The 20,708-nt window shown below is 41.4% G+C and carries 19 protein-coding genes and 2 pseudogenes; 7 read left to right on the top strand and 14 right to left on the bottom strand.

The window, feature by feature from the left end; genetic code table 11:
- Positions 1-206: 206 nt before the first annotated feature.
- The 5 genes from F8S12_RS37300 to F8S12_RS37280 all read right to left on the bottom strand — a co-directional run bounded on the left by F8S12_RS37300 (position 207) and on the right by F8S12_RS37280 (position 5,283).
- Positions 207-737 (bottom strand): acyltransferase, encoded by a 531-nt coding sequence (locus F8S12_RS37300; RefSeq protein WP_196521356.1) that lies wholly within the window; start codon positions 735-737, stop codon positions 207-209.
- A 19-nt stretch (positions 738-756) separates the two neighbouring features.
- Positions 757-2,037 (bottom strand): ABC transporter ATP-binding protein, encoded by a 1,281-nt coding sequence (locus F8S12_RS37295; protein WP_230968542.1) that lies wholly within the window; start codon positions 2,035-2,037, stop codon positions 757-759.
- A 15-nt stretch (positions 2,038-2,052) separates the two neighbouring features.
- A complete protein-coding gene (locus tag F8S12_RS37290) occupies positions 2,053-2,898 on the bottom strand; it encodes an ABC transporter permease (RefSeq protein ID WP_196521355.1) in 846 nt (281 codons plus the stop codon).
- Positions 2,899-2,929: 31 nt separating this feature from the next.
- On the bottom strand, positions 2,930-3,358 hold the full coding sequence (locus F8S12_RS37285) for a hypothetical protein (protein WP_196521354.1): 429 nt from the start codon (positions 3,356-3,358) through the stop codon (positions 2,930-2,932).
- 578 nt (positions 3,359-3,936) lie between these two features.
- Positions 3,937-5,283, bottom strand: a complete 1,347-nt coding sequence (locus F8S12_RS37280) for a glycosyltransferase family 4 protein (protein WP_196521353.1) — start codon at positions 5,281-5,283, stop codon at positions 3,937-3,939.
- Positions 5,284-6,334: 1,051 nt separating this feature from the next.
- On the opposite strand from F8S12_RS37280, the pseudogene F8S12_RS37275 reads away from it, so the two are divergent.
- Together F8S12_RS37275 and F8S12_RS37270 are read left to right on the top strand one after the other, a co-directional pair.
- Positions 6,335-6,676, top strand: a pseudogene (locus F8S12_RS37275) (transposase); the annotation flags it as partial.
- Positions 6,677-7,173: 497 nt separating this feature from the next.
- Positions 7,174-9,324 carry a GumC family protein gene (locus F8S12_RS37270; protein ID WP_196521388.1) on the top strand — a complete coding sequence of 717 codons (2,151 nt, stop codon included), beginning with the start codon at positions 7,174-7,176 and terminating at the stop codon, positions 9,322-9,324.
- 88 nt (positions 9,325-9,412) lie between these two features.
- Here the strand turns inward: F8S12_RS37270 and F8S12_RS37265 are convergent.
- The 3 genes and pseudogenes from F8S12_RS37265 to cobU all read right to left on the bottom strand — a co-directional run.
- Positions 9,413-9,682 (bottom strand): annotated as a pseudogene (locus tag F8S12_RS37265) (IS4 family transposase); the annotation flags it as partial.
- Entirely contained in the window at positions 9,631-9,888 is a 258-nt protein-coding gene (locus F8S12_RS37260; RefSeq protein ID WP_196521351.1) for a hypothetical protein, read from the bottom strand. The pseudogene F8S12_RS37265 and the gene F8S12_RS37260, both read right to left, overlap by 52 nt.
- A 97-nt stretch (positions 9,889-9,985) precedes the next feature.
- Positions 9,986-10,543, bottom strand: a complete 558-nt coding sequence (gene cobU / locus F8S12_RS37255) for a bifunctional adenosylcobinamide kinase/adenosylcobinamide-phosphate guanylyltransferase (RefSeq protein ID WP_196521350.1) — start codon at positions 10,541-10,543, stop codon at positions 9,986-9,988.
- A 422-nt stretch (positions 10,544-10,965) separates the two neighbouring features.
- On the opposite strand from cobU, the gene F8S12_RS37250 reads away from it, so the two are divergent.
- From F8S12_RS37250 to F8S12_RS37230, 5 genes are all read left to right on the top strand, one after another.
- Complete coding sequence (locus F8S12_RS37250) at positions 10,966-11,793, top strand: hypothetical protein (RefSeq protein WP_196521349.1); 828 nt, start codon at positions 10,966-10,968, stop codon at positions 11,791-11,793.
- 200 nt (positions 11,794-11,993) lie between these two features.
- Positions 11,994-12,926 carry a glycosyltransferase family 2 protein gene (locus F8S12_RS37245; RefSeq protein ID WP_196521348.1) on the top strand — a complete coding sequence of 311 codons (933 nt, stop codon included), beginning with the start codon at positions 11,994-11,996 and terminating at the stop codon, positions 12,924-12,926.
- 23 nt (positions 12,927-12,949) lie between these two features.
- Positions 12,950-13,906, top strand: coding sequence for a glycosyltransferase family 2 protein (locus tag F8S12_RS37240; protein WP_196521347.1), 957 nt, complete (start codon positions 12,950-12,952; stop codon positions 13,904-13,906).
- Between the two features lie 100 nt (positions 13,907-14,006).
- Positions 14,007-14,588: a hormogonium polysaccharide biosynthesis acetyltransferase HpsU gene (hpsU, locus tag F8S12_RS37235; protein WP_196521346.1), complete on the top strand. Its 582-nt coding sequence runs from the start codon at positions 14,007-14,009 to the stop codon at positions 14,586-14,588.
- Between the two features lie 158 nt (positions 14,589-14,746).
- A complete protein-coding gene (locus F8S12_RS37230) occupies positions 14,747-15,892 on the top strand; it encodes a SpoIID/LytB domain-containing protein (RefSeq protein ID WP_196521345.1) in 1,146 nt (381 codons plus the stop codon).
- Positions 15,893-15,973: 81 nt separating this feature from the next.
- On the opposite strand, the gene F8S12_RS37225 is transcribed toward F8S12_RS37230, so the two are convergent.
- From F8S12_RS37225 to F8S12_RS37200, 6 genes are all read right to left on the bottom strand, one after another.
- Complete coding sequence (locus F8S12_RS37225; protein ID WP_196521344.1) at positions 15,974-16,711, bottom strand: hypothetical protein; 738 nt, start codon at positions 16,709-16,711, stop codon at positions 15,974-15,976.
- A gap of 245 nt (positions 16,712-16,956) precedes the next feature.
- A complete protein-coding gene (gene hflX, locus F8S12_RS37220; protein ID WP_196521387.1) occupies positions 16,957-18,702 on the bottom strand; it encodes a GTPase HflX in 1,746 nt (581 codons plus the stop codon).
- Positions 18,703-18,745: 43 nt separating this feature from the next.
- On the bottom strand, positions 18,746-19,165 hold the full coding sequence (locus F8S12_RS37215) for a hypothetical protein (protein WP_230968540.1): 420 nt from the start codon (positions 19,163-19,165) through the stop codon (positions 18,746-18,748).
- The gene (locus F8S12_RS37210; protein WP_196521386.1) at positions 19,158-19,412 is read right to left on the bottom strand and encodes a UPF0175 family protein; all 255 of its coding nucleotides are present in this window, start codon (positions 19,410-19,412) and stop codon (positions 19,158-19,160) included. Before F8S12_RS37210 ends, F8S12_RS37215 begins: the two co-directional genes overlap by 8 nt.
- Positions 19,413-19,741: 329 nt before the next feature.
- On the bottom strand, positions 19,742-19,870 hold the full coding sequence (locus tag F8S12_RS37205; RefSeq protein WP_230968538.1) for a DUF2281 domain-containing protein: 129 nt from the start codon (positions 19,868-19,870) through the stop codon (positions 19,742-19,744).
- 109 nt (positions 19,871-19,979) lie between these two features.
- A partial coding sequence (locus tag F8S12_RS37200; protein WP_196521343.1) for a tetratricopeptide repeat protein occupies positions 19,980-20,708 on the bottom strand: 729 nt, incomplete at its 5' end.

Genomic DNA, 20,708 nt, shown 5'->3' with positions numbered 1-20,708 from the left:
TTTAACTAATCAGAATTTTTTATGCAATATCAAATATTGCCACTCATAGGTGGCAATAGCTTATGGACGTATTGGCAATTACTTGCTATTTGATATAAAAAAACCTTTATTTTTGCAACGCTTCAGAATTCACCAAGTAGTTTTCAATATTTATAAACAGATTGCGTACAAAACTTAAATTGTTCACACAGCACAGAGCAAGCATCTCACAAACTGCTAGCTGATATTTGCAAATTTTGGCGATCGCCTACAGCAGAGCGTAGCTGATCGCGCACATCCCCAATGACACGTGCGGGAACTCCAACTACAATTGCATAATCAGGAACATCGTGAGTTACTGTTGCTCCAGAACCGATGATGGCTTTTTCACCAATAGTTACACCTGGCAGGATGGTAGCATTACTACCAATAGATGCACAGCGCTTGACTAGAGTCTTGATTGTATACCAGTCATCTTCTGTTTTTAAACTACCATCTTCATTGGTTGCACGAGGATAAAGGTCATTCGTGAACATCACTCCATGACCAATAAACACTTCATCTTCTAGGACAACGCCTTCACACAGAAAACTGTGGGATGAAATTTTACATCGACTTCCGATGGTGACATCTTTCTGAATCTCGACAAATGTACCAATTTTCGTGTCATCACCAATAACGCAACCGTAGAGGTTGACGAGATGGGGATGGAAAATCTTGACGTTTGTGCCTAACTTCACATCATCATTTACAGCCATTAGTTAATCTGCCTTCAAATTAATACTTTTCTACAGTTTGCCAAATAGCATCTTCTAAATAGGTACACTCATCAGATTGCCATTGATAATCTGCACGCTCGAAGTTATGCATAGTCACTTCAAACGGGCAAATCTCTCTGAGATTTTCTAGGAGAGTGTCACTACGACGGTTGGAGAACCATGTCGTTAAGGTGTATGAACCCATATACAGTCTAAATTTTGGAATCTCACATCGCAGAATAAATGTTCCCGACTCTCGATGAAACGGAGTGTCAGACTCAAAAAACCAGAAGATACAAATCGGTTGTTGTAAAAAATTGACTATCTGAAACGAAAAACGCAGACTTTCATGAGGTTCGGTGATATGTAGGGCAAACTCAAAGGTCATCGGTTTTCCCCAACAGTGAATTCCTTCTTTTTCAGACGTGTGTACCCTTACCCAAGCTAGATGATTGCCAGTTTTATTGACAGGAGCTTGGTAATATGCTTGTGAGACAGAATCATCTTTCTGCCCAGCCAGATATAACTGTACTGCTTTGCTACTATCACCATCAAATTGGATGCTGCCCTTAGAAAGCAGTATGCAACGTTTCGTGAGTTGAGCGATCGCTTGCATACTATGACTCACAAATAAAACTGTTCGTCCTTCTTTGGTCGCAACATCACCCATTTTGCCCAAGCACTTTTTCTGAAATGCCGAATCACCTACAGCCAAAACTTCATCGACAATTAAAATTTCTGGCTCTAAATGGGCTGCAACGGAAAAAGCAAGGCGGACATACATTCCTGAAGAATAGCGCTTCACTGGGGTATCTAAAAACTTTTCTACATCAGCAAAAGCTACTATTTCATCAAATTTCTTCTTAATTTCAACTCTACTCATCCCCAGAACGGAACCGTTGAGATAAATGTTCTCCCGTCCCGTCAGTTCTGGGTGAAATCCCGTCCCTACTTCTAATAAGCTTGCTACCCTCCCTTTAATGGCGATACGTCCCCTCGTCGGTTCGGTAATTCGGCTCAGAACTTTTAACAGCGTAGATTTCCCTGCACCATTGCGTCCAATCACACCTATGGCTTCACCCTGTTGAATATCAAAGGAAACATCTTTTAATGCCCAAAATTCTTCCCGTGTTGGGTTGGGCATTTTTTTGCCACTAGGTTTGATGAATGTCTTGGCAAAAGATGTAACACCATCAGCAATTACATCCCGCAGCGCTTTGTAGTTACTTCTTCCCTCCTGCTGGTGAGCGATAATATATTTTTTGCTTAAATTCTCTACACTAATCATATTGTCTGACATCTGCATAGATCCTTGCTAAATTACGTCAGCAAATGACCGTTCCATTCTGCGGAAGTACCAAATGCCACTTACCAGTAACAGGGCAACTAGTCCTAGAGATAGTGTGAATCCAGTCCAGTAAAGTTTAGATTCTCCTCCTAAAATTGCCCAGCGAAAGCCATCAATGACGCCCACCATTGGGTTCAAATAGTAAAGCAAACGCCATTGCTCTGGCACAATGCTGCTACTAAAACCGACGGGCGATACATATAGGCCAAACTGCACAATAAACGGTACAATATATCGGAAGTCTCGATATTCCACATTTAAGGCTGCCAACCACAGCCCGACTCCTAGTGAAGCAGCAAAAGCAATGCTAATAAATAATGGTAAGAATAATATCCGCCAAGTGGGAACAAAATTATACCAAGCCATCAGCCCTAAGAGAATCATTGCAGAAACAAGAAAGTCCACAAAGCTGACAATCACTGAACTGGCAGGGACAATCAAGCGTGGAAAGTAGACCTTAGAAATCAAGTTGGCATTACTAATTAGGCTACTGCTACACTCACTTAGGGCATTGGAAAAAAATTGCCAGGGTAGCAAGCCAGCAAATACCAGTATTGGATAAGGCGCTGCCCCCTCCGAAGGTAACTTTGCCAAATTTCCAAAGATGACGCTGAAAACGATCATTGTTAAAAAGGGTCGAATCAGTGCCCAGAGCATACCAATTACTGTTTGTTTGTAGCGTACTAGAATGTCACGCCAAGCCAGAAAATAAAATAGCTCTCGATAACGCCACAAGTCTTTCCAATACTGCTCATCCGTTCGTCCAACTTCAATTACCAACTCTGGCTTTGAGGTAATTTCTTTACTACTCATAATATTGATTAAAGACCACTGCTTTTAAGCATTAATTGACAAACTTAAAATCTTTGATGTTGTGATAGTTAAGCACCTTTGCTTGCCTGCGAGTAAATTCTCCAACAGAAGGGTTCCCTTGAGGATCAATCACTCCTGCTACCTGCCGCCAAAGCTCTTGTGGCGCTATAGAAACTTTATAAGTGCGATCATTCGACTTACAAACGTGATACCACTTTGTTTGGTTGCAGTGGTCACACCAAAAAGCTTCTAACCATTCTCCTCCTATGCTAACTGTGGTTTGGCTGGCTACTAACATTAATGCGCTTCGCCGACTTATACCCCGTTGCTGCAACTGCCCTGGCTGATCGGCAAACAATTGATATTTTTGACTCCTGCTTTCAAGGTAGCAGCCATGATTTGGACAATAGATATCTCGTCGTTTTGAACGTTTTCGATTTTGGTCACACCTTCTCTGCAATTTGACCTCCCACTCGATTAAATAGTGAAATCCAGAAGGTTACATTGGAGGGACTGAGATCAAAAAGACCATCGAAGCCCAACTCCTAAAAAGAATGCAAAAGTATTCAATTATAATGATGATTTTTTCCTTGCCGCTTAATTAATTTAATATTTATTACAATCAATACCTTTGCCAATTTACGAGGGTGAGTTGATATCTGAACTCCCTTTTCTCTGAGGCTTGGCAAAAACAATAAGTCCTAAAAATTCCTTCAAGGTTTCCCACAAGGTTTTTTAACGTATTGTCCGTAGTATCAAGGGTTTGATATTCCAAGCTACCTTATAAGCTAAACGCTTATGTATGGGTCATTTTGCCATTTTTGCCCAAATTTTTGTTGGCTCTTATTTTGGCAAAGGTATTGACAATTGAAAAGATTTAATTTTTAAATAGTTATCCTCCTACTAAACTAAAAGCTTTTAATATTGGATTGTTATCATAATATTTATATACCATATAACTAACCAAATATTCAGGGATTAAGTTTAAGTTGCTTAAGGTTTATCAAAATCATAAAAATTCAATAAACCTAAACATACTTACTTTACATCGCTTCGAGTCCTGGTGATTACCTCATCAAATACTATCTGCTGTAAAACATGCAAGTATTGTTGAGAGATAACTTTAGGTGTGAAGTGCGATCGCAAATACTGACGACCTGCTTTGCCCATTTGCTCTCCTATCTGTCGATCTCGATTCAGAAAGCGAATAAATTGTGCTAGACCTTGACCATCTCCATTGTCAAATGTTCCACCACAGTTTGCTTCAGCCATCATTTCTCTAAGATATGAAGTCTGCGAGCAAATTACTGCTATTGGTCGCCCAGAGGCTAAAGCTGAATATAGTTTGCTGGGAACAACTAAACCCTCTGTAGCTGAATCTACACTCACTAGTGATAGATCGCAAGCTGTTAAGGAATAAGGTAGCACTTGCTTGTCTTGATAAGGTAGAAACGTAAAATTGTTCAGCCCTAACCGCTCGACTTCCATAATTAATTCATCGCGTTTCGCACCAGCACCAATGCAAACAAACTGAATTGGCTCATCTTTTAGTTCTTTTGCAGCTTCCAACATTGTGTCGATATCATGACAGCGACCCATATTGCCAGAATAAAGTACGGTAAATTTGTTAACTAAGTTGTACTTCCAAGCAAACCAGTTTTCTCGCTTGGCAATTGGTACGATCGCTTCTGGGTTAGCCCAACTGTGAATTATCGAAATTTTATCAGCGACTTCAGGACAATGCGCTACTATCTTTTGTTTCATCCCCGGACTAAGTACTATAATCCCCTTAGCATTTAACCAAACCTGTTTGTTGATCCCACGCCACAAGCGCGCTAGCCAGCTACCCTTGGGAATTACCCCTAGTGCGATCGCTATATCAGGGTATAAATCATATAGGATGCAGACATAGGGCAATCTAAATAAGATATAAGCCAGATATCCAATCACTGGCAAAAATGGGGGAGCTGTAGTTAATAACAGTATATTGTTACGACGCCAAGCTTTGAGGAGATAGAGCATAGCACGTAAGGTATATAGCACGCCATTAACAGCTTTACCACGAATCCTTCCCGGCCAGAGTTGGGCACTACGTGATCGCTGAATTCGGACTTGGTCAGCCCATTCAACTGTTGGGGCCGTATGAGAGCTAAACGCATATCCTGGCTGGCTTGTAAAGACTTCAATATCTACCCCTTGCTTCCCTAACTGGTTCACTAGTTCTTCAATCAACTGCCCTGTAGCAGCATAATCTGGGGGGAAAAATTGAGTGACTACAGACAATTTAATTGATTTTTGGGCTTTTACTGAATATTGATTCTTCGCATCTAACTGAGTATAAATAGATTGCAAAAATTTATTATTAATCCATTTATTAAGTCTCATACGCTATGTCCTAGTCTGAAAAAGGAAAGTTTTCTTTAAATACGTCGCTGAAATAAACCTAGCCATTAATTTTTATTATTAAATATATCATGACTGATAACTGCCTACATTACAACTCATGTCAAACTAATCTAAATTTAGTAGCTCAAAAACTTTTCCAGGCCCTTACCAGCCCTTCAATTGAGTTTATGAACATAATTTACGGCAATACTGTTAGAGTCTGCTTTTCAATGAATAAGCAGCAACAAACTATTTGACAGTAGATAAATCTTTTTTGTGGTGAAGGCTTAAGGTACTTGCCATTCCGCTATGAGAATGCACTAATATTTATTAAGCGAACCACCATTGCACAGCGTCTCCTAGATACAGGAGAAGGAAGAACCATTAAGTGTAAATTTACAGAAGATTAGTATCGCTTCAATTTTAAAATAGATACTTAACAGTAGTAACCTCTATTTCTCCGTAAAGGCAACTGAGAAATTTAGAGCGCTGTTTGAATTCAAACCTAGTGTACTTCCTTTTGAGCAATGTTTATTTGGTTTTTTGCGGTTTTTTATCACATAAATAAGTTGTTTAGGTTCTGCTGTTAGTTAGATTTAACGTTAGATTTTTACACTACCATGTTTCAAAATGAAATCAAGTTCTTCATTAAAAAAATATATTTTCATAACGGAAAATTTATAAAGGAATAACAAATTTAAATTAAATTTAAGTAAGTGAGCGATAAAATTTCTAAATATAGAACAAAATGTAGATTTAGCACATAGCTTATAAATTCGTTGTTTTACTGTTTTGACAAAACTAAACATATATCGGTTTTATTGCACTTACTTGTATAAAATAAATGTTTTACCATTTATAAGCTCTATACACCAAGCTATTAACTAGCAAACTGCAATAGATCAAATGCTAAATATCAGGTTTTAAACATCATATTGTCAAATAACTAAAAAGCTATTTATAAAGTAGATATAAACATGGCTGGTCGGTGGTGCAACAAGAAAACGTGGGAAACGTCTGAACAAGGTAGATGAATTCCGGAAAATGCTAGATGGAATGTCTACTGTGTGGTCATAACAAGGTTCATAAGCATAGGAAGACGAGCAAAGGAAGTCAGAGATACTACTGTCCCCATTGCCAACAAAGTTTCACAGACACTTTTGATACCCTCTACTATCGCCGCCATTCAAATGCCGAGGAGGTTCGGCTCATCCTTCAATCCCATGCCGAAGGGAGCAGTCTGCGAGGAGTCAGCAGGATTAGTGGCAGGGCTTACAGAACCGTTGCCTCCCTGGTGAGAGTAGCCAGTCAAAAAGCGCAAATGATGCACAATCAAGAAGTCAGACAGATAGAAACAGAGAAACTCAGTGCTGATGAGATGTGGTTAGTCGTCAGCTATTTTAACTGGATTTGGGAAAATAGTCGGTTAGGAACGACAGCGGCTCAGAGAGCGGGATTACAGCGCTTCCCGCTATTATGCAATACAGTTTTTCTCCTTGCCCTTTCCTAGCATAGCTTTCAGCTTTGAAAATGTACCTCAATTTACCTCATAGCTGCTGGAAGTGCTGTAACTGATGAGAAATAGACTTAGAACAACTTGGCTATCAACCCCACACTTCTTTGATGCACGACCTTATCGTAGTTGATCAAAATTTACATAGTTTGGTTTTTTTTGTGCCAATCTATTTATAATGTTTCTACCTGAATAAATACTATTCATGGACACTAAATAGCAACCTGCATTCAAGAAAAATCCTGGGATTTAATCATAAGTTTATTAGATAAATATCATAGGATAGATTCTTACTTATGCCCAAGCTACCTCACTGAAGTTTTTAAAACTCTTTCTACTTAATCCTGTCCAGTATATTACCAAATATTAAGCACATGATGGAGAATTCTTCTTCCAAATCCTCCAGTTCCAAGCATAGTAATAATTATGTATCTCCATTTCCTCAAAATCAACCTGTTCCCTGGGTTGAAGAACAAGAAGACAACTGGAACTTTCAAGAATTTCTGAGTATTTTACGGCGAAGATCATTACTCCTGGTAAGTGTAGCGATTGCTGTGATGCCACTTATAATGATTTACTTGGTAGTAAACCGGAAGCCTCCAGAATTTGAAGGTAGTTTTCAACTGCTAGTAGAACCCGTAAATGATGACACCAAAGTTGTGGATATCGTCAAAGACTCTAACTCACAGAACTCTAGTTTAGATTATGAAAGCCAAATTCAAGTTCTTAAGAGCCCTGAATTGATGATAAGCACTCTTAAAGAGTTGCAAGCCTCCTATCCAGAAATAAATTATTATTCTCTTCTCCAGTCTCTGAAGATTATTCGGTTAGGGGAAACCAAGATTATAGAAGTTCGTTATCAAAGTAGCAATTTCAAGCAAACTCAAGTTGTACTAGAGCGTCTAGCAGAAAATTTCTTAGACTATAGTCAAGTAAGAAGGCAAACTAAGTTACGTCAAGGGGTTAAATTTATTGAAAAACAATTGCCATCTATACAAAATCGGGTTGATCAGATTCAAAAAGAATTGCAAGTTTTTCGACAAAAGTACAATTTTAGCAATCCTGAAGCCCAAGGAACACAAGTTGCTTCACAAACTGTTGACTTTTATGAAAAGAAACAAACAATTGATCTACAGTTAGCCCAAGCTCGTGCTAATATTGCTATCCTGCAAGGAAAAAATGGAGCAACGACAACGCTGAATAGTGCTCCTTTATATCAACAGTTGATTACTCAAATACGTCAATTAGATGTTCAGATTGCTACAGAATCAACTCGTTTGCAAGAAGAAAATCCAACGATCCAAATATTAAAAGAGAAACGAGCTAGTCTTTTACCTTTGTTAAGTCAGGAGTCAGAGCGCTTATTGGGTGTAAAATTTGCTGAAGTGGCGACGCAACTTCAGACGTTAGAAGTACAAAGCCAAGAACTTGCCAAAATAGAACGTAACCTTGCACAACAGCGCAACCAACTGCCAGTTTTAACTCGACAATACACTGACTTACAGCGCAAATTACAAATTGCTACAGAGAGTTTAAATCGCTTTTTACTAACCCGCGAAAATCTCCAAATTGAAATATCCCAAACAGAGCTTGGTTGGCAATTACTTCAAGCACCAACTACACCAGAGGTTCCTATTTCTTCATTTAATAGCCAACGCAGCTTTATCGTGGCACTACTTGCAAGTATCTTCTCAGGAATTGGGATTGTCTTACTTGTAGAAAAGTTAGATAATACCTATAATACTGTTGATGATCTGAAAAAAAAGCTCAAACAGCCATTGTTAGGAAATATTCCTTTTGAAAAGCAAGTTCAAAGTAAGAAAAACCACACTTTTAATCAAAAGATATCCTTAGCAAATATAGATAATCCTTTTTCTCTGAGAATTCCTGGGTTAGCTGTTTTACCAGATCAAGAGTATGGTGACTCTTCTACTTACTTTTCAGAAGCCCTACGGGTACTTCATACCAATATCAAACTACTGAGTTCCGATCATCCAATTCGCTCCATAGTTATTAGTTCAGCTATGCCTGGTGATGGTAAGTCTACGATTGCTCTCCATCTAGCTCAAATAGCTACAACAATGGGACAACGAGTCCTGCTTGTGGATGCTGATTTTCGTAAACCCACAATTCACGACCTATCAAATTTAAATAATCTATTCGGATTAAGTAATTTAATTTCTACAAACTTGTCAGTGGGAGAAGTAATACGAGAGCTACCTTCTATGAGCCAATTATCTGTAATTACTGCTGGTCCAATACCACCCGATCCCACAAAGTTGCTCTCATCTCAAAAAATGAAGCAACTAATGGCAGATTTACATAACAATTTTGACCTAGTAATTTATGATGTTCCTCCCTTGCTGGGATTAGCCGATACTAGCCTAATAGTACCCCACACTGACGGGCTTTTGATAGTAGCCAGAATTCACAAAACAAATTCTTCAATGCTAAAAGTCGCTTTAGATAACCTGAAAATTTCTCGGCTAAATATATTAGGCATAGTTTGTAACGGTCAAAAAATGTAAGGGGATGTCTGAAAATTAACATCTGCCTGAGACTATTATGTATCATCTGTGAGAGGTTAAGATAATTGCACATTTGTCAAGAGGGTGCAGGAAAAGGCGATAAATCTAGCTTGGAGACTGTCTTTCGCAGATATTTAACCATGCCTAAGTCTTGATTCTCTGGGGCAGCGAAGTACTTAATCGGGTCATCCGCTTTGCCTTTGTCATTTGCGACACTAAAATGGTACAAACCGCGAAATATCATCTCCAGAGAAATGCGGTCAAATGGCAGAGATAATTCGTCTGCAACAGCATCTCCCAAGTCAATCAAAACAGCATAAAATAACCAAGTAGCCCAGACTTGTAGCTTGATACCATCCTTTCTTCTTCCAAAGTTCCAGCAGCGATCGCATATTTATCCCAAACATTCTCAAACACAAAAATAACCGTTCTTCTAATCCTATTCAAAAACCTCTCTAACTGTTCAGACACTAAATCATAATACTTTTGCAAAATCAACTCCTTAGCTTCATCCTCAGTAATCACACCTCTACAACCGTCCATTAAATCCTGAATATTAACCATAAAACTATAGAGGCACGGACAATTCAGAGAGAAAAAAAGAGATTTTACGAGTCACTTTGAAATGGCTAGTCCTACAAGAGTTAAAAATCTTGACTCCTTACTCTGGAAGCTTCTTTATATTTGGCAATGGCGAACCAAGGACGCTCAGATTTAGAACATGACCACCAGTAACTAAATAAACAGTTTCGCTGATAGCACCTAGCTGACGCACTAAAGAACCCAGGCGATCGCGGAACGTCCTCCCAAGGGGATAAGCTGGTACTACACCCCAACCTACCTCTTCTGCTACAAACAGGATATCAGCAGCAACCAAATCCACCGTCTCTAACAACTCCACAAGGATGTTTTCCCAGGTAAATTCGTCTTGTTCCAGGAGATTAGCTACCCAAGTTCCTAAAGAATCAACTAAAAGGCAGGTATAGGGTTTCGCATCAGCAAGGGTAGCAGACAATTCCACTGGTACAGATAGAGTTACCCAGTCTTGGGGACGACGTTGTTGGTGTTCTAAAATGCGTTGATGCCACTCTTGATCATCTAGATTATCGGTGGCTGTTGCTACGTAAACAACTACTTTTCCTGACTGCATGGCCAGAGTTTCTGCCCATTCACTTTTACCAGAACGTGCTGGGCCTGTTACTAAAATGACTTTACCCAAAGTTGTTTCCTGAGAATTTTAACAATAAGTAGCTATAGGAATCCGGTTTGATTACTGAAATCACTTGCGTAGGTAGGCAATAGGCAAAAGGCAATAGGCAAGAGGATTTCAGAAGATTAAGGTGTACCGAATTTTTTTCAAAAATCAAATATGAGTCCTATAGTATGGCTTGGTGTCAATTCAGCTACCAGTTGCTCTGAGCAACTGGTTAAAGGTAATCAAACTTTCGCCACATTGTACTAGTTGCAATGTATCATCGAAGTTTTTACTTCATGAGTGAGATTTTTGGTTTTAAATAACTTTTAAGAGATAAAATTAGCACCAGCATCATTGATGCCACGGCTGGCAAAAGCCGAAAATCCCAACAACCCCATTCTTAATTATTCAACACCATTGGGGACAGCAAACTTTAGGATGTCTTTATGAACGCAGGCTTAAAACGCATTGAAGCAACTCTACACGATTTAGGAAATCGCGGCACTGCCTCTGACGCTGAAACAAGTGATTCGACGACAAAACGGCCTTTCTCCTTTAGAATCAGCGTCGGAGCTAACGAACCCACAGACAATACACAAACTGCATCCTCCCAGGATAGAGAACTCAATACACAAGAACAAACAGTTGATCTCGGCGTAGATACTGAGAGTGATTATCCTCCTGAACAAAATTTCTTTCCTCACCATGACTCTGTGCAAACCTTTCAAGCACAAGAGAACGGTAGCAAAACACCCAGCCTACCCAAGTTGAAAACTCCGACCTTTAGTAGCCATCGCCACGGAGCCAATCCAGCATTGGCGATGAATCTATTGCAAGAAATTCAAGAAACTGTCGCTGGTTGGCAAATAGAACTGCAAAATATCTTGCAGCAAATTCAAGATATTTATTTAGAAGGCCCAATTGTCAATGGCTGGTTAGAATCTAATCCCCAGGAACCAGAACCGGGAGGAACCGCAACACTGCGCCACGCAGAAGTTGGCCGCCTAATGGACTACGTAGAAGAAATTTGCGCGACTGGTGGCAAAGTATCCTATCAATCATCTAGTACTGGCTACCGCCTCTGTGGTGTGGACGATGCTGGTAAAGTCTGGTCGCGCCCATGTCCGGCGGATCAGGTTCCCAATATTAGCATGGCGATCGCTCGTTACCAAAAGTTACGTCAACTGTTAGGGCGCAAACAATCCTTAGAAACCCGCCTGAGTCAACTAGCCCAAACTCTTGTAGTTTTACACAGCCATATTCAACAAACATGAAGTTTTAAAGATTATATCCGAAGAAACTCGGTTGGTGGGTCAGTAACTTTTGGTTTAGATTAACTCTCAGCAGGTGTACGTTAGATTTAATATTTTAATCTCAAATCGTTCGACTGAGCGTACCCCTACGGGGAAGCAAGCTACGCGTAGCGTCTCAGAGAGAAACCGAAGTCCCAAATCTCAAATCGAAAATTAAATCTATGCCAGACACCCAAATCTCTGCCATTATCTGTACTCACAATCGAGATAACTATTTAGGAGCTGCAATTGATAGTCTTTTAGCCCAAGATTTCGGTGCTGACTTTGAAGTTGTAGTAGTTGATAATGCTTCTAGCGATCGCACTCGTGAGGTTGTAGAACAAAGAACCCACAATCCGCGCCTGAAGTATGTCTTTGAACCCACCGTTGGTTTATCGGTCGCCCGCAACACGGGTGCAAAAGTGGCTAGTAGTGATATTCTTGCTTATTTGGATGACGATGCCGTTGCTACCAAGGGCTGGCTACAAGTTTTATATTTTGCCTATTATAATAACTCTAAACTAGCGATCGCAGGTGGCAAAGTCACTCTCCTATGGCCTCAAGGAATCCAACAACCCCGGTGGCTATCTCCGGGGCTAGCTGCAAATCTGGGTGCATACGACTTGGGTGACAGTATCACATACATTGAGCAACCTGGCTTAACACCCAGAGGCTTAAATTACTCCATCCGCCGCAGTTTCCTAGAAGAAATTGGCGGTTTTGATCCTCACCTCGGTCGAGTAGGGAAAAATCTATTATCTAATGAAGAACTGCAAATGACCGAATTTGCCCTACAGCGTGGTTGGCAAGTTGCCTATCTTCCCGAAGCACTAGTCGCTCACAATGTTGCCCCAGAGCGCCTCCAACGCTCCTGGTTTTTAAACCGAGGCTGGTGGCAGGGTATCAGTGAATGCTATCGAGAACAACTCGCTGGTAAAGCTGGCATCGCTCAATTGCAGCGAGGTAGCGAACGATTTGTGCGCGGCTTGTATAAAGCATTACAATATTTCTCTGATCCAGCAGAACGGTTTGACAAACTTGTATATGCTTACGGTCAGATTGGTTACTTAAATGCTGCTATTCAAGGTCTTTTATCTCCATCAAATAAGAAATAACCAACAACATAATTTATACTCCTATGACATCTAAAATACCAGTTTCCGTACTCATTCCGGCAAAAAACGAACAAGTGAACTTGCCTGCCTGTCTCGCTAGCCTCAGCAGAGCAGATGAAATATTTGTAGTAGATTCTCAAAGTACCGATAACAGCGTTGAAATTTCTAAAAGTCACGGTGTAAATGTCGTGCAATTCAGCTTCAATGGACGCTGGCCTAAAAAGAAAAATTGGTCTTTAGATAATCTACCTTTTCGCAACGAATGGGTGCTAATTGTAGATTGCGATGAGCGCATTCCCCCCGAACTTTGGGAAGAAATTGACCAAGCAATTCAAAACAATGAATATACAGGTTATTATCTCAACCGCCGCGTATTTTTCTTAGGCAAATGGATTCGCTATGGTGGTAAATATCCCGATTGGAATCTGCGTTTATTTCAGCATAAAAAAGGTCGCTACGAAAACTTAAATACTGAGGATATTCCCAACACTGGTGACAACGAAGTTCACGAACATGTAATTTTGCAGGGGAAAGTTGGGTATCTCAAAAATGATATGCTCCACGAGGACTTCCGCGACCTTTACCACTGGTTAGAACGACATAACCGCTATTCCAATTGGGAAGCTAGTGTTTATTTTAATATTCTCACAGGTAAAGGTGATAGCGGTACCATCGGAGCTAATCTATTTGGTGATGCAGTCCAACGCAAGCGCTTTTTGAAAAAAGTGTGGGTACACCTGCCACTTAAACCCATTTTGCGGTTTGTTTTGTTTTATATTATTCAACGCGGTTTTTTGGATGGCAAAGCCGGATATATCTATGCACGCTTGCTAAGTCAATATGAATATCAAATTGGGGTTAAACTTTACGAATTACGCAACTGTGGCGGTCACTTAAATACTGCAACTATCCCCAAGGAGGGAGCAGGGGAGCCAGTGAGCAGGGAAACAGAGGGAGAACTATTAACCATTGACTCCTAACTCCGCCAATTTTAGATTTTGAATTTTGGATTGAAGGAAAAATTTAAAATCTAAAATCGTTCGACTGAACGCTCACGACAAGTCTAAAATCTAAAATTGAATGACAAATGATCAACCTTTCGTAGATTTACGCAAATATGACCAATCTTGGTTTGATCGAGGCCGTCCAAGTTGGTATGTTTTGTTATGGTGGTTTGTACAAGCGATCGCCTTTCCCCTCACTCCTCAACCGCTAAATATTCTGCGTTGCGCTCTGTTACGATTATTTGGCGCTCATATCGGTAAAGGTGTATTAATTCGACCCACCGCCCGCTTCACCTACCCTTGGAAAGTTACCATTGGCAACTACAGTTGGATTGGAGATAATGTAGTTTTATACAGCCTCGATCAGATCCATATCGGTGAACACTGCGTAATTTCGCAAAAAAGTTATCTGTGTACTGGTAGTCATGATCTCCAAGACCCTGCCTTTGGGTTGAAAACAGCGAGTATCACCATTGACAATGGTGCATGGGTAGCAGCAGATTGTTTTATTGCTCCAGGAGTGCAAATTGGGGCTAATGCTGTGATTGGCGCTCGTAGTAGTGTTTTTACTAATATGCCTTCTGGGCAAGTTTGTTGGGGAAGTCCCTGTCGTCCGAATACAGTTCGGATAAAACTTGATTCCCCCACAACGCTGTAATTTTAGGAATAAAATAATTAATTAATAGGAGGTGGCAACCTCCTGCGTTGAATTAGTAGGAGGTGGCAACCTCCTGCGTTGGAGAAGTGTCTCATCTTAAGTAGTAGACGCCATAATCCAGAGCGTCAATTAGATACTAATGTGATTAGATGGTCAGCATGAAATTCCAACTTTACTTAGGCTTTTTATTTTCTCAGATTAAAGTACGTCATTGGTGGGTAAGTGTCCTCTTGTGGATTGCTTTGGTTGTGCCAGCTCAAGCGTCTGTAATCCTGCGCGTGGCAATTGAGAGGGAGGTTAATCAGGTAAAAGTAGGCAGTTCCACCACTGGGATCGTCAAGGATAGTACCGGACGGACTCTCGGACAGTTGCCAGCGATGAGTGCATATTATGCCCAAGCCGTTCCTGGCGGAGTGGCTTTAGACAAGTGGCAGTCTGGTTTATTTTGGATTGAGCCAACAGGTAAAGGATTCGTTTATATTGGCGATCGCTGGTATCGGGGCAGAACTCTGGTTGTTCCCACAGATAAAGGCTTAACTGCTGTTAACTGGGTTGATGATCAAGAATATCTCTACAGCGTTCTTGGTGGCGAAATGGATGCTAGCTGGCCCCAAGAAGCTCTAAAAGCTCAAGCGATCGCAGCCCGTACCTATGCCCTCTACGAACGAGAAAAGCAACGGAATAATCCCATTTACGATTTAGGCAATACCCCAGATCGTTGGCAAATTTACAAAGGTGTAATTAGTGAATCTCCTGCTACTTACAAAGCAGTTGATGCCACAGTAGGACAAGTACTAACTTACAAAAACCGGATTATTCTCTCAGTCTTCCACGCTTGTTCTGGAGGACACACCGAAAATGTCGAAGAGGTTTGGGGAAATACCCTGCCTTACCTGCGTGCTGTTCAAGACTACGATCAAAATATCCGCCAGTGTAGTTGGGTGAAAACCTTCTCGCCTAGTGAAATTAGTACTAAATTTCCTGAGGTGGGCAATGTCAAAGATATGATTCCAGAAACATTCTCGCGTTTCCGTAGTGTTAAAGTCTTAAAAATTGTTGGCAGCAAGGGTACAAAGATGCTGAGGGGCGAGGAAGTGCGGACAGCCCTGAAACTAAAAAGTACCCGTTTTACCGTTGCCAAGGGAGCAGATGGTAGTTTTGTACTCCAAGGGCTTGGCTTCGGTCATGGTTTGGGCATGAGTCAGTGGGGGGCGTACAATCTCGCTCGGAAAGGAGTGAATCACCTGCAAATTTTGGGGCATTATTATCAAGGTGTAGCTCTCACACCCATTCAGGCGAAGTAATCAGGGGCTGGGGACTGGGGGAAAAAGAATAACTAATGCCCCATGCCCCATACCTAATATCCCCTTTCATTTAACGTCCGACTACGAGACTGTTGAAACTGACATTAAAGGCTTTTTCTTCGCTACTCTCAGTGCACCCACAGCAAATAGACCAAGGGCGGCGGCTGTGGTAGGCTCAGGTACCTTTTTAGGTGGTGGTGGTGGGGGAGTGTAGAAAGGAGCTTCTCCTTTGAGTTTGCTACTTTCCTCACGATTGTTTCCAGAACCGACACTCATTAAGCGCACTCCAAAGCTTTGCCCAGAAAACTGAGCTAAAGTTAGAGCTTTTGAATTGTGCGATAGGGTAAAGGTTGTCGATTGAATGTCGCCTTTTGCCCCACCTATACCTTCTTGACCAATTTGTACCCCAGCATCAAAGAAGTTTATCGGGCCATTCTTGCCCCCGCCGTTCAGATTGTTGTTACTGCTGCCAACAGTGTTAACTGCTCCGGCAGTCCCAAATTTGCTGGCTGTTATATGTGTACCTGTCACTTGGATACCACTGAGAAGCGTATCGTCGAAAATGTTGAAGAAGACTCCGCGGATGTCAGCAATTGTGTTGCTCCCAGTCGCTAAATAATCTACTTTAAACTGAACTTTACCAGCTCCTGCTATTGCGTCATCCAAGGTAAACTTTACCTGAGTATCCGCGCCTGTGAAATCATTGATAGTGAAATTCATCGAAGCGGCATTAGCTGGGGCAAAAGCGGAAGATGATATCACAACGGCAGTAGCAGCTAAAAAAGAAGGTATTGCTGCGATGGAAAAAAGATGTTTCATGTTAATCGATATTTGCAAAACAAAATGGTAAGACTCATTGCGGATGATAGGAATTTGCTGCTTCCTACCTATCTAAAATCAGATGCACCTAGTTAAAAGCCTTTTACTAATCTAAACATGGAATTAGGAGTTGTCTATGATACAAGCCTTAAGTTCAAAAAGACTTTATTTTTGGCTTCATATAAGATAAACCCCAGTATTAATACTGGGGTTTGTTAAAACAAAAATTTATTTAAATGCAGTATTTACCCGCAGTCAACGGCATATTGAATCAACTGGGCAAGGCGCTGACGTAGGGTTTCTAATCCCAAGCGCTGACTCGCAGAAATAAACACCGCTAAGGGAAATTCTTCCCTAGCTAAAGCTAGTGTCTCGCTATTCGCTTGATCAATCTTGTTAAAAATAACCAACGCCGGGCCAGGAGTTATTGGCATTTGTGCCAGAATTTCCCTAACTGAGCGAATATGACGCAACCAAGCGGGGTGAGACAAATCTACTAAATGTAGTAGGGCATCGGCTTCTGTGACTTCCTCCAAGGTGGCGCGGAAGGCATCCATTAATGATGCTGGCAGTTCGTGTATAAACCCTACCGTATCTGTAATGAGTATTTCCTGATGTTCATCTGTTTGGCCATGAGGAATTACCAGGCGGCGCGTCGTGGGATCGAGAGTGGCAAATAACTGATCGGCTGTGTAAACTTCTGCATTGGTGAGAGCATTCAGCAAAGTGGACTTGCCAGCGTTGGTATATCCAACTAAAGCCACTGAGGGAACTTCTTGATGCTGCCGTCGCTGCCGTAACCGTGAACGATGAGCTTGCAACTGGGTCACTTCTTTTTGCAGTCGGGATATGCGCTGCCCAATAGCACGGCGTTCTGTTTCTAGTTTTGTTTCACCAGGGCCACGAGTCCCAATACCACCACCCAATCGGGACATGGTGCGACCTCTACCAGCCAGTCGCGGCTGCATATATTCTAATTGTGCTAGTTCTACTTGCAACTTACCAGCACGAGACTGAGCGCGTTGGGCAAAGATATCCAAAATGACTTCGGTACGGTCAACCACCCGGATACCAATTTGCATTTCTAAGTTGCGGACTTGGGAGGGTGAGAGATCGCGGTCAAAGACGACGAGATTGACTCCTAGTGTTTGGGCGGTTAGGGCAATTTCTTGCACCTTACCTTCGCCAACTACCGTCTGGGGATGAATGCGCGATCGCTTTTGTTGTATTGTCTGTAATACATCTCCCCCGGCGGTATCAACTAAACGTGCCAATTCCACGAGGGTATCTTGGAATTGTAGGGGAGTTATCTCACTGGTCATCAGCCCGACAATTAGCACGCGATCGTGGTCAGCATCGACTTCCTGGGCAATAAATTCGCGCTGGAATTCCGCTTCCAGATTTTCTACCAAGTCTACTAAATCCTGCTCTGCCAGATCATCCAAGTCCAGAGGTGGCGATATATTCCAACTTGGGGATTGGATTTGGCTTTGCTCTACCTTGAGAGCCGCAGGACTAGTAATCAGGGTGCGAGATTCTTGGGGTATCAAATGAGCTAGATAAGCTTCTTTGACATACCCAGTAGCACCGCCTCCTCGCCGTGTAAATCCCGTTCCGGTAATGTTTAGGACAACTAAGGCATCTAAGCGTTGCAGTGCCATCGCCGTGAGCGCCGATTCATTGGGCGGTTCTGGCTTGAGATGGGTGGCAATACAACGAATACCACTGAGTCGTTCTGCACCGTAACGGGGCAATTCCAGTGGTGGTATTTGCGTTTGACGCGGTGTACCTACCCCGACGCGAATCACTTGTCCACGACGGTTGATGTAGGCGCACACAGGCTGATTGACTTCTGTGCTAATTGCTGCCAGACGCTGGGAAAAGTCAGGCGTGGTGATGCGATCGCCTGGTATGCGCTGGTGATACAGCCGCTGTAGTTGCTTCAGCTGGCTGGACTTCAAACCTTGGAGATTTCCAAAAATAGTTTCTATAGGCGTTTATGACCAGTTAATGGCCCCCCGAATCCTTATATGTCTATTTTACATACAACAAGGTTAAGACTGCTAGCTCTCTCCTCTGAGACATACATTGTGAATTAGTCGTGCAGGGTCTTGATTTGAGGCTCTTTTGGTGGTATTCACCTGCATCCATGCAAACAGTCTGAATATTTTCATTGAGCGCAAGTTGTATAACAGAAGCTTCTCCTAAATCTAAAGAATTAAGTAAGAATGGAGAAATATTATTTAAGGGTATTTGTAATTTTTGTAGCCAATGTGCATCCTCAAATTCACTTACACCAAATCCCCTTGCACCTCCAACAAGTATTTCTTGACAAACTTCAAAGGGAACCAAGACCTGAGTATACAAAGATTGAAGAATTCTTAAATCTCCTATTGCTGCTATTATAGAAATAAGTGGTGCTGTGTTGATAACAATTATATTAGTTTCAAGCATTCTCTAAATCAGATATCAGTTCCTCTTCAGTTAAATCAATCATCGCTACACCATAACAGTGTAAGTTAAGTAAAAAAGTTACTCTATCTATACCTGCTAATTGTGCCGCTAAACCAGAAGAAATACGTTTCATTTCAAATAGTTTAACTGCCATTGCCATTTTTGCTTCTTGTTCAAACTGTTCTCGCGTTTGCTGTAAGGCATCTGGTAAAGTTTCTGGATAGTCAATTTTAAGTTGTGACATGATTTTTATCAAGATAATAGCTTTTAATTTTCAGTCGTCATAAAGTCCTTCGTCTTCTAGTATGTAGCCGTTCAAAAAAGCATCATGGCTACAGATGCTTTCGAGTTTTTCCCCATGAATTATGTTGTCATTCTCAGTTTCCCAGTCTTCACCATCTAAAACTGAGAATTCTGTTAATTCAGGGTCGTTAAAAAAATCTTCGGCTGTGGCGGCGATAAAAGGTTCTAGTATTTTGTGACGTTCTGCTATAGGTAGTCGGGCAATTTCTCGGAGAGATAGCCGTTTTTGCTGTTGAAGATTTGATGAGATACTATAATTTGAATCTTCAGTGTCTAAGTGTTGGTTATTGACTGTTTTTTTACAAGAAACTCAATAAAATCTAATACTTCTTGTTGCTTGTCATTCGAGAGAATTCGCAGATTATCTAATACAGCTTGTTCAATATTGATTGTTTCTGACATTTGATTTGCGTTCTTCAAGATAGGTTAACTCTTTAATTTGTCATTTATAAGTATTGCTTTTAATTTCAGTTGTTCTAAGTGAGGTGGTAAGGCGATCGCCACTCTTGAATCAACGCCTAAAACCGAGCATTTGCAAAAATCCCGTCACAGCCTGAGTTAATTTTTGCCATTTCAATTTTATAACGGCAATTCTCCTGTTGTCCCAAGCTTGGTGGTAATCTGGTTTAAATTTCAGTGCTTGGTCGTAGGATGCGATCGCTTCTTCAGTGCGTCCTAAATTGTCTAGCGCAATGCCCCGATTGTACCAAGCTTGGTGGTAATCTGGTTTCAATTTCAGTGCTTGGTCGTAGGATGCGATCGCTTCTTCAAAGCGTCCTAAATTGCGTAGCGCAATGCCCCGATTGTACCAAGCTTCGTGGTAATCTGGTTTCAATTTCAGTGCTTGGTCGTAGGATGCGATCGCTTCTTCATTGCGTCCTAAATTGCGTAGCGCAATGCCCCGATTGTACCAAGCTAGGTGGTAATCTGGTTTCAATTTCAGTGCTTGGTCGTAGGATGCGATCGCTTCTTTAAAGCGTCCTAAATCATCTAGCACAATGCCCCGATTGTACCAAGCTTGGTGGTAATCTGGTTTCAATTTCAGTGCTTGGTCGTAGGATGCGATCGCTTCTTCAAAGCGTCCTAAATTGCCTAGCGCATAGCCCCGATTGTTCCAAGCTTGGTGGTAATCTGGTTTCAATTTCAGTGCTTGGTCGTAGGATGCGATCGCTTCTTCAAAGCGTCCTAAATTGCCTAGCGCATAGCCCCGATTGTTCCAAGCTTGGTGGTAATCTGGTTT

The organism is Nostoc sp. WHI (genome assembly GCF_015714725.1).
Classification (GTDB): domain Bacteria; phylum Cyanobacteriota; class Cyanobacteriia; order Cyanobacteriales; family Nostocaceae; genus Nostoc.
Note: the sequence above shows the minus strand (reverse complement) of the source record. Positions and strands in the feature narration are given on the sequence as shown.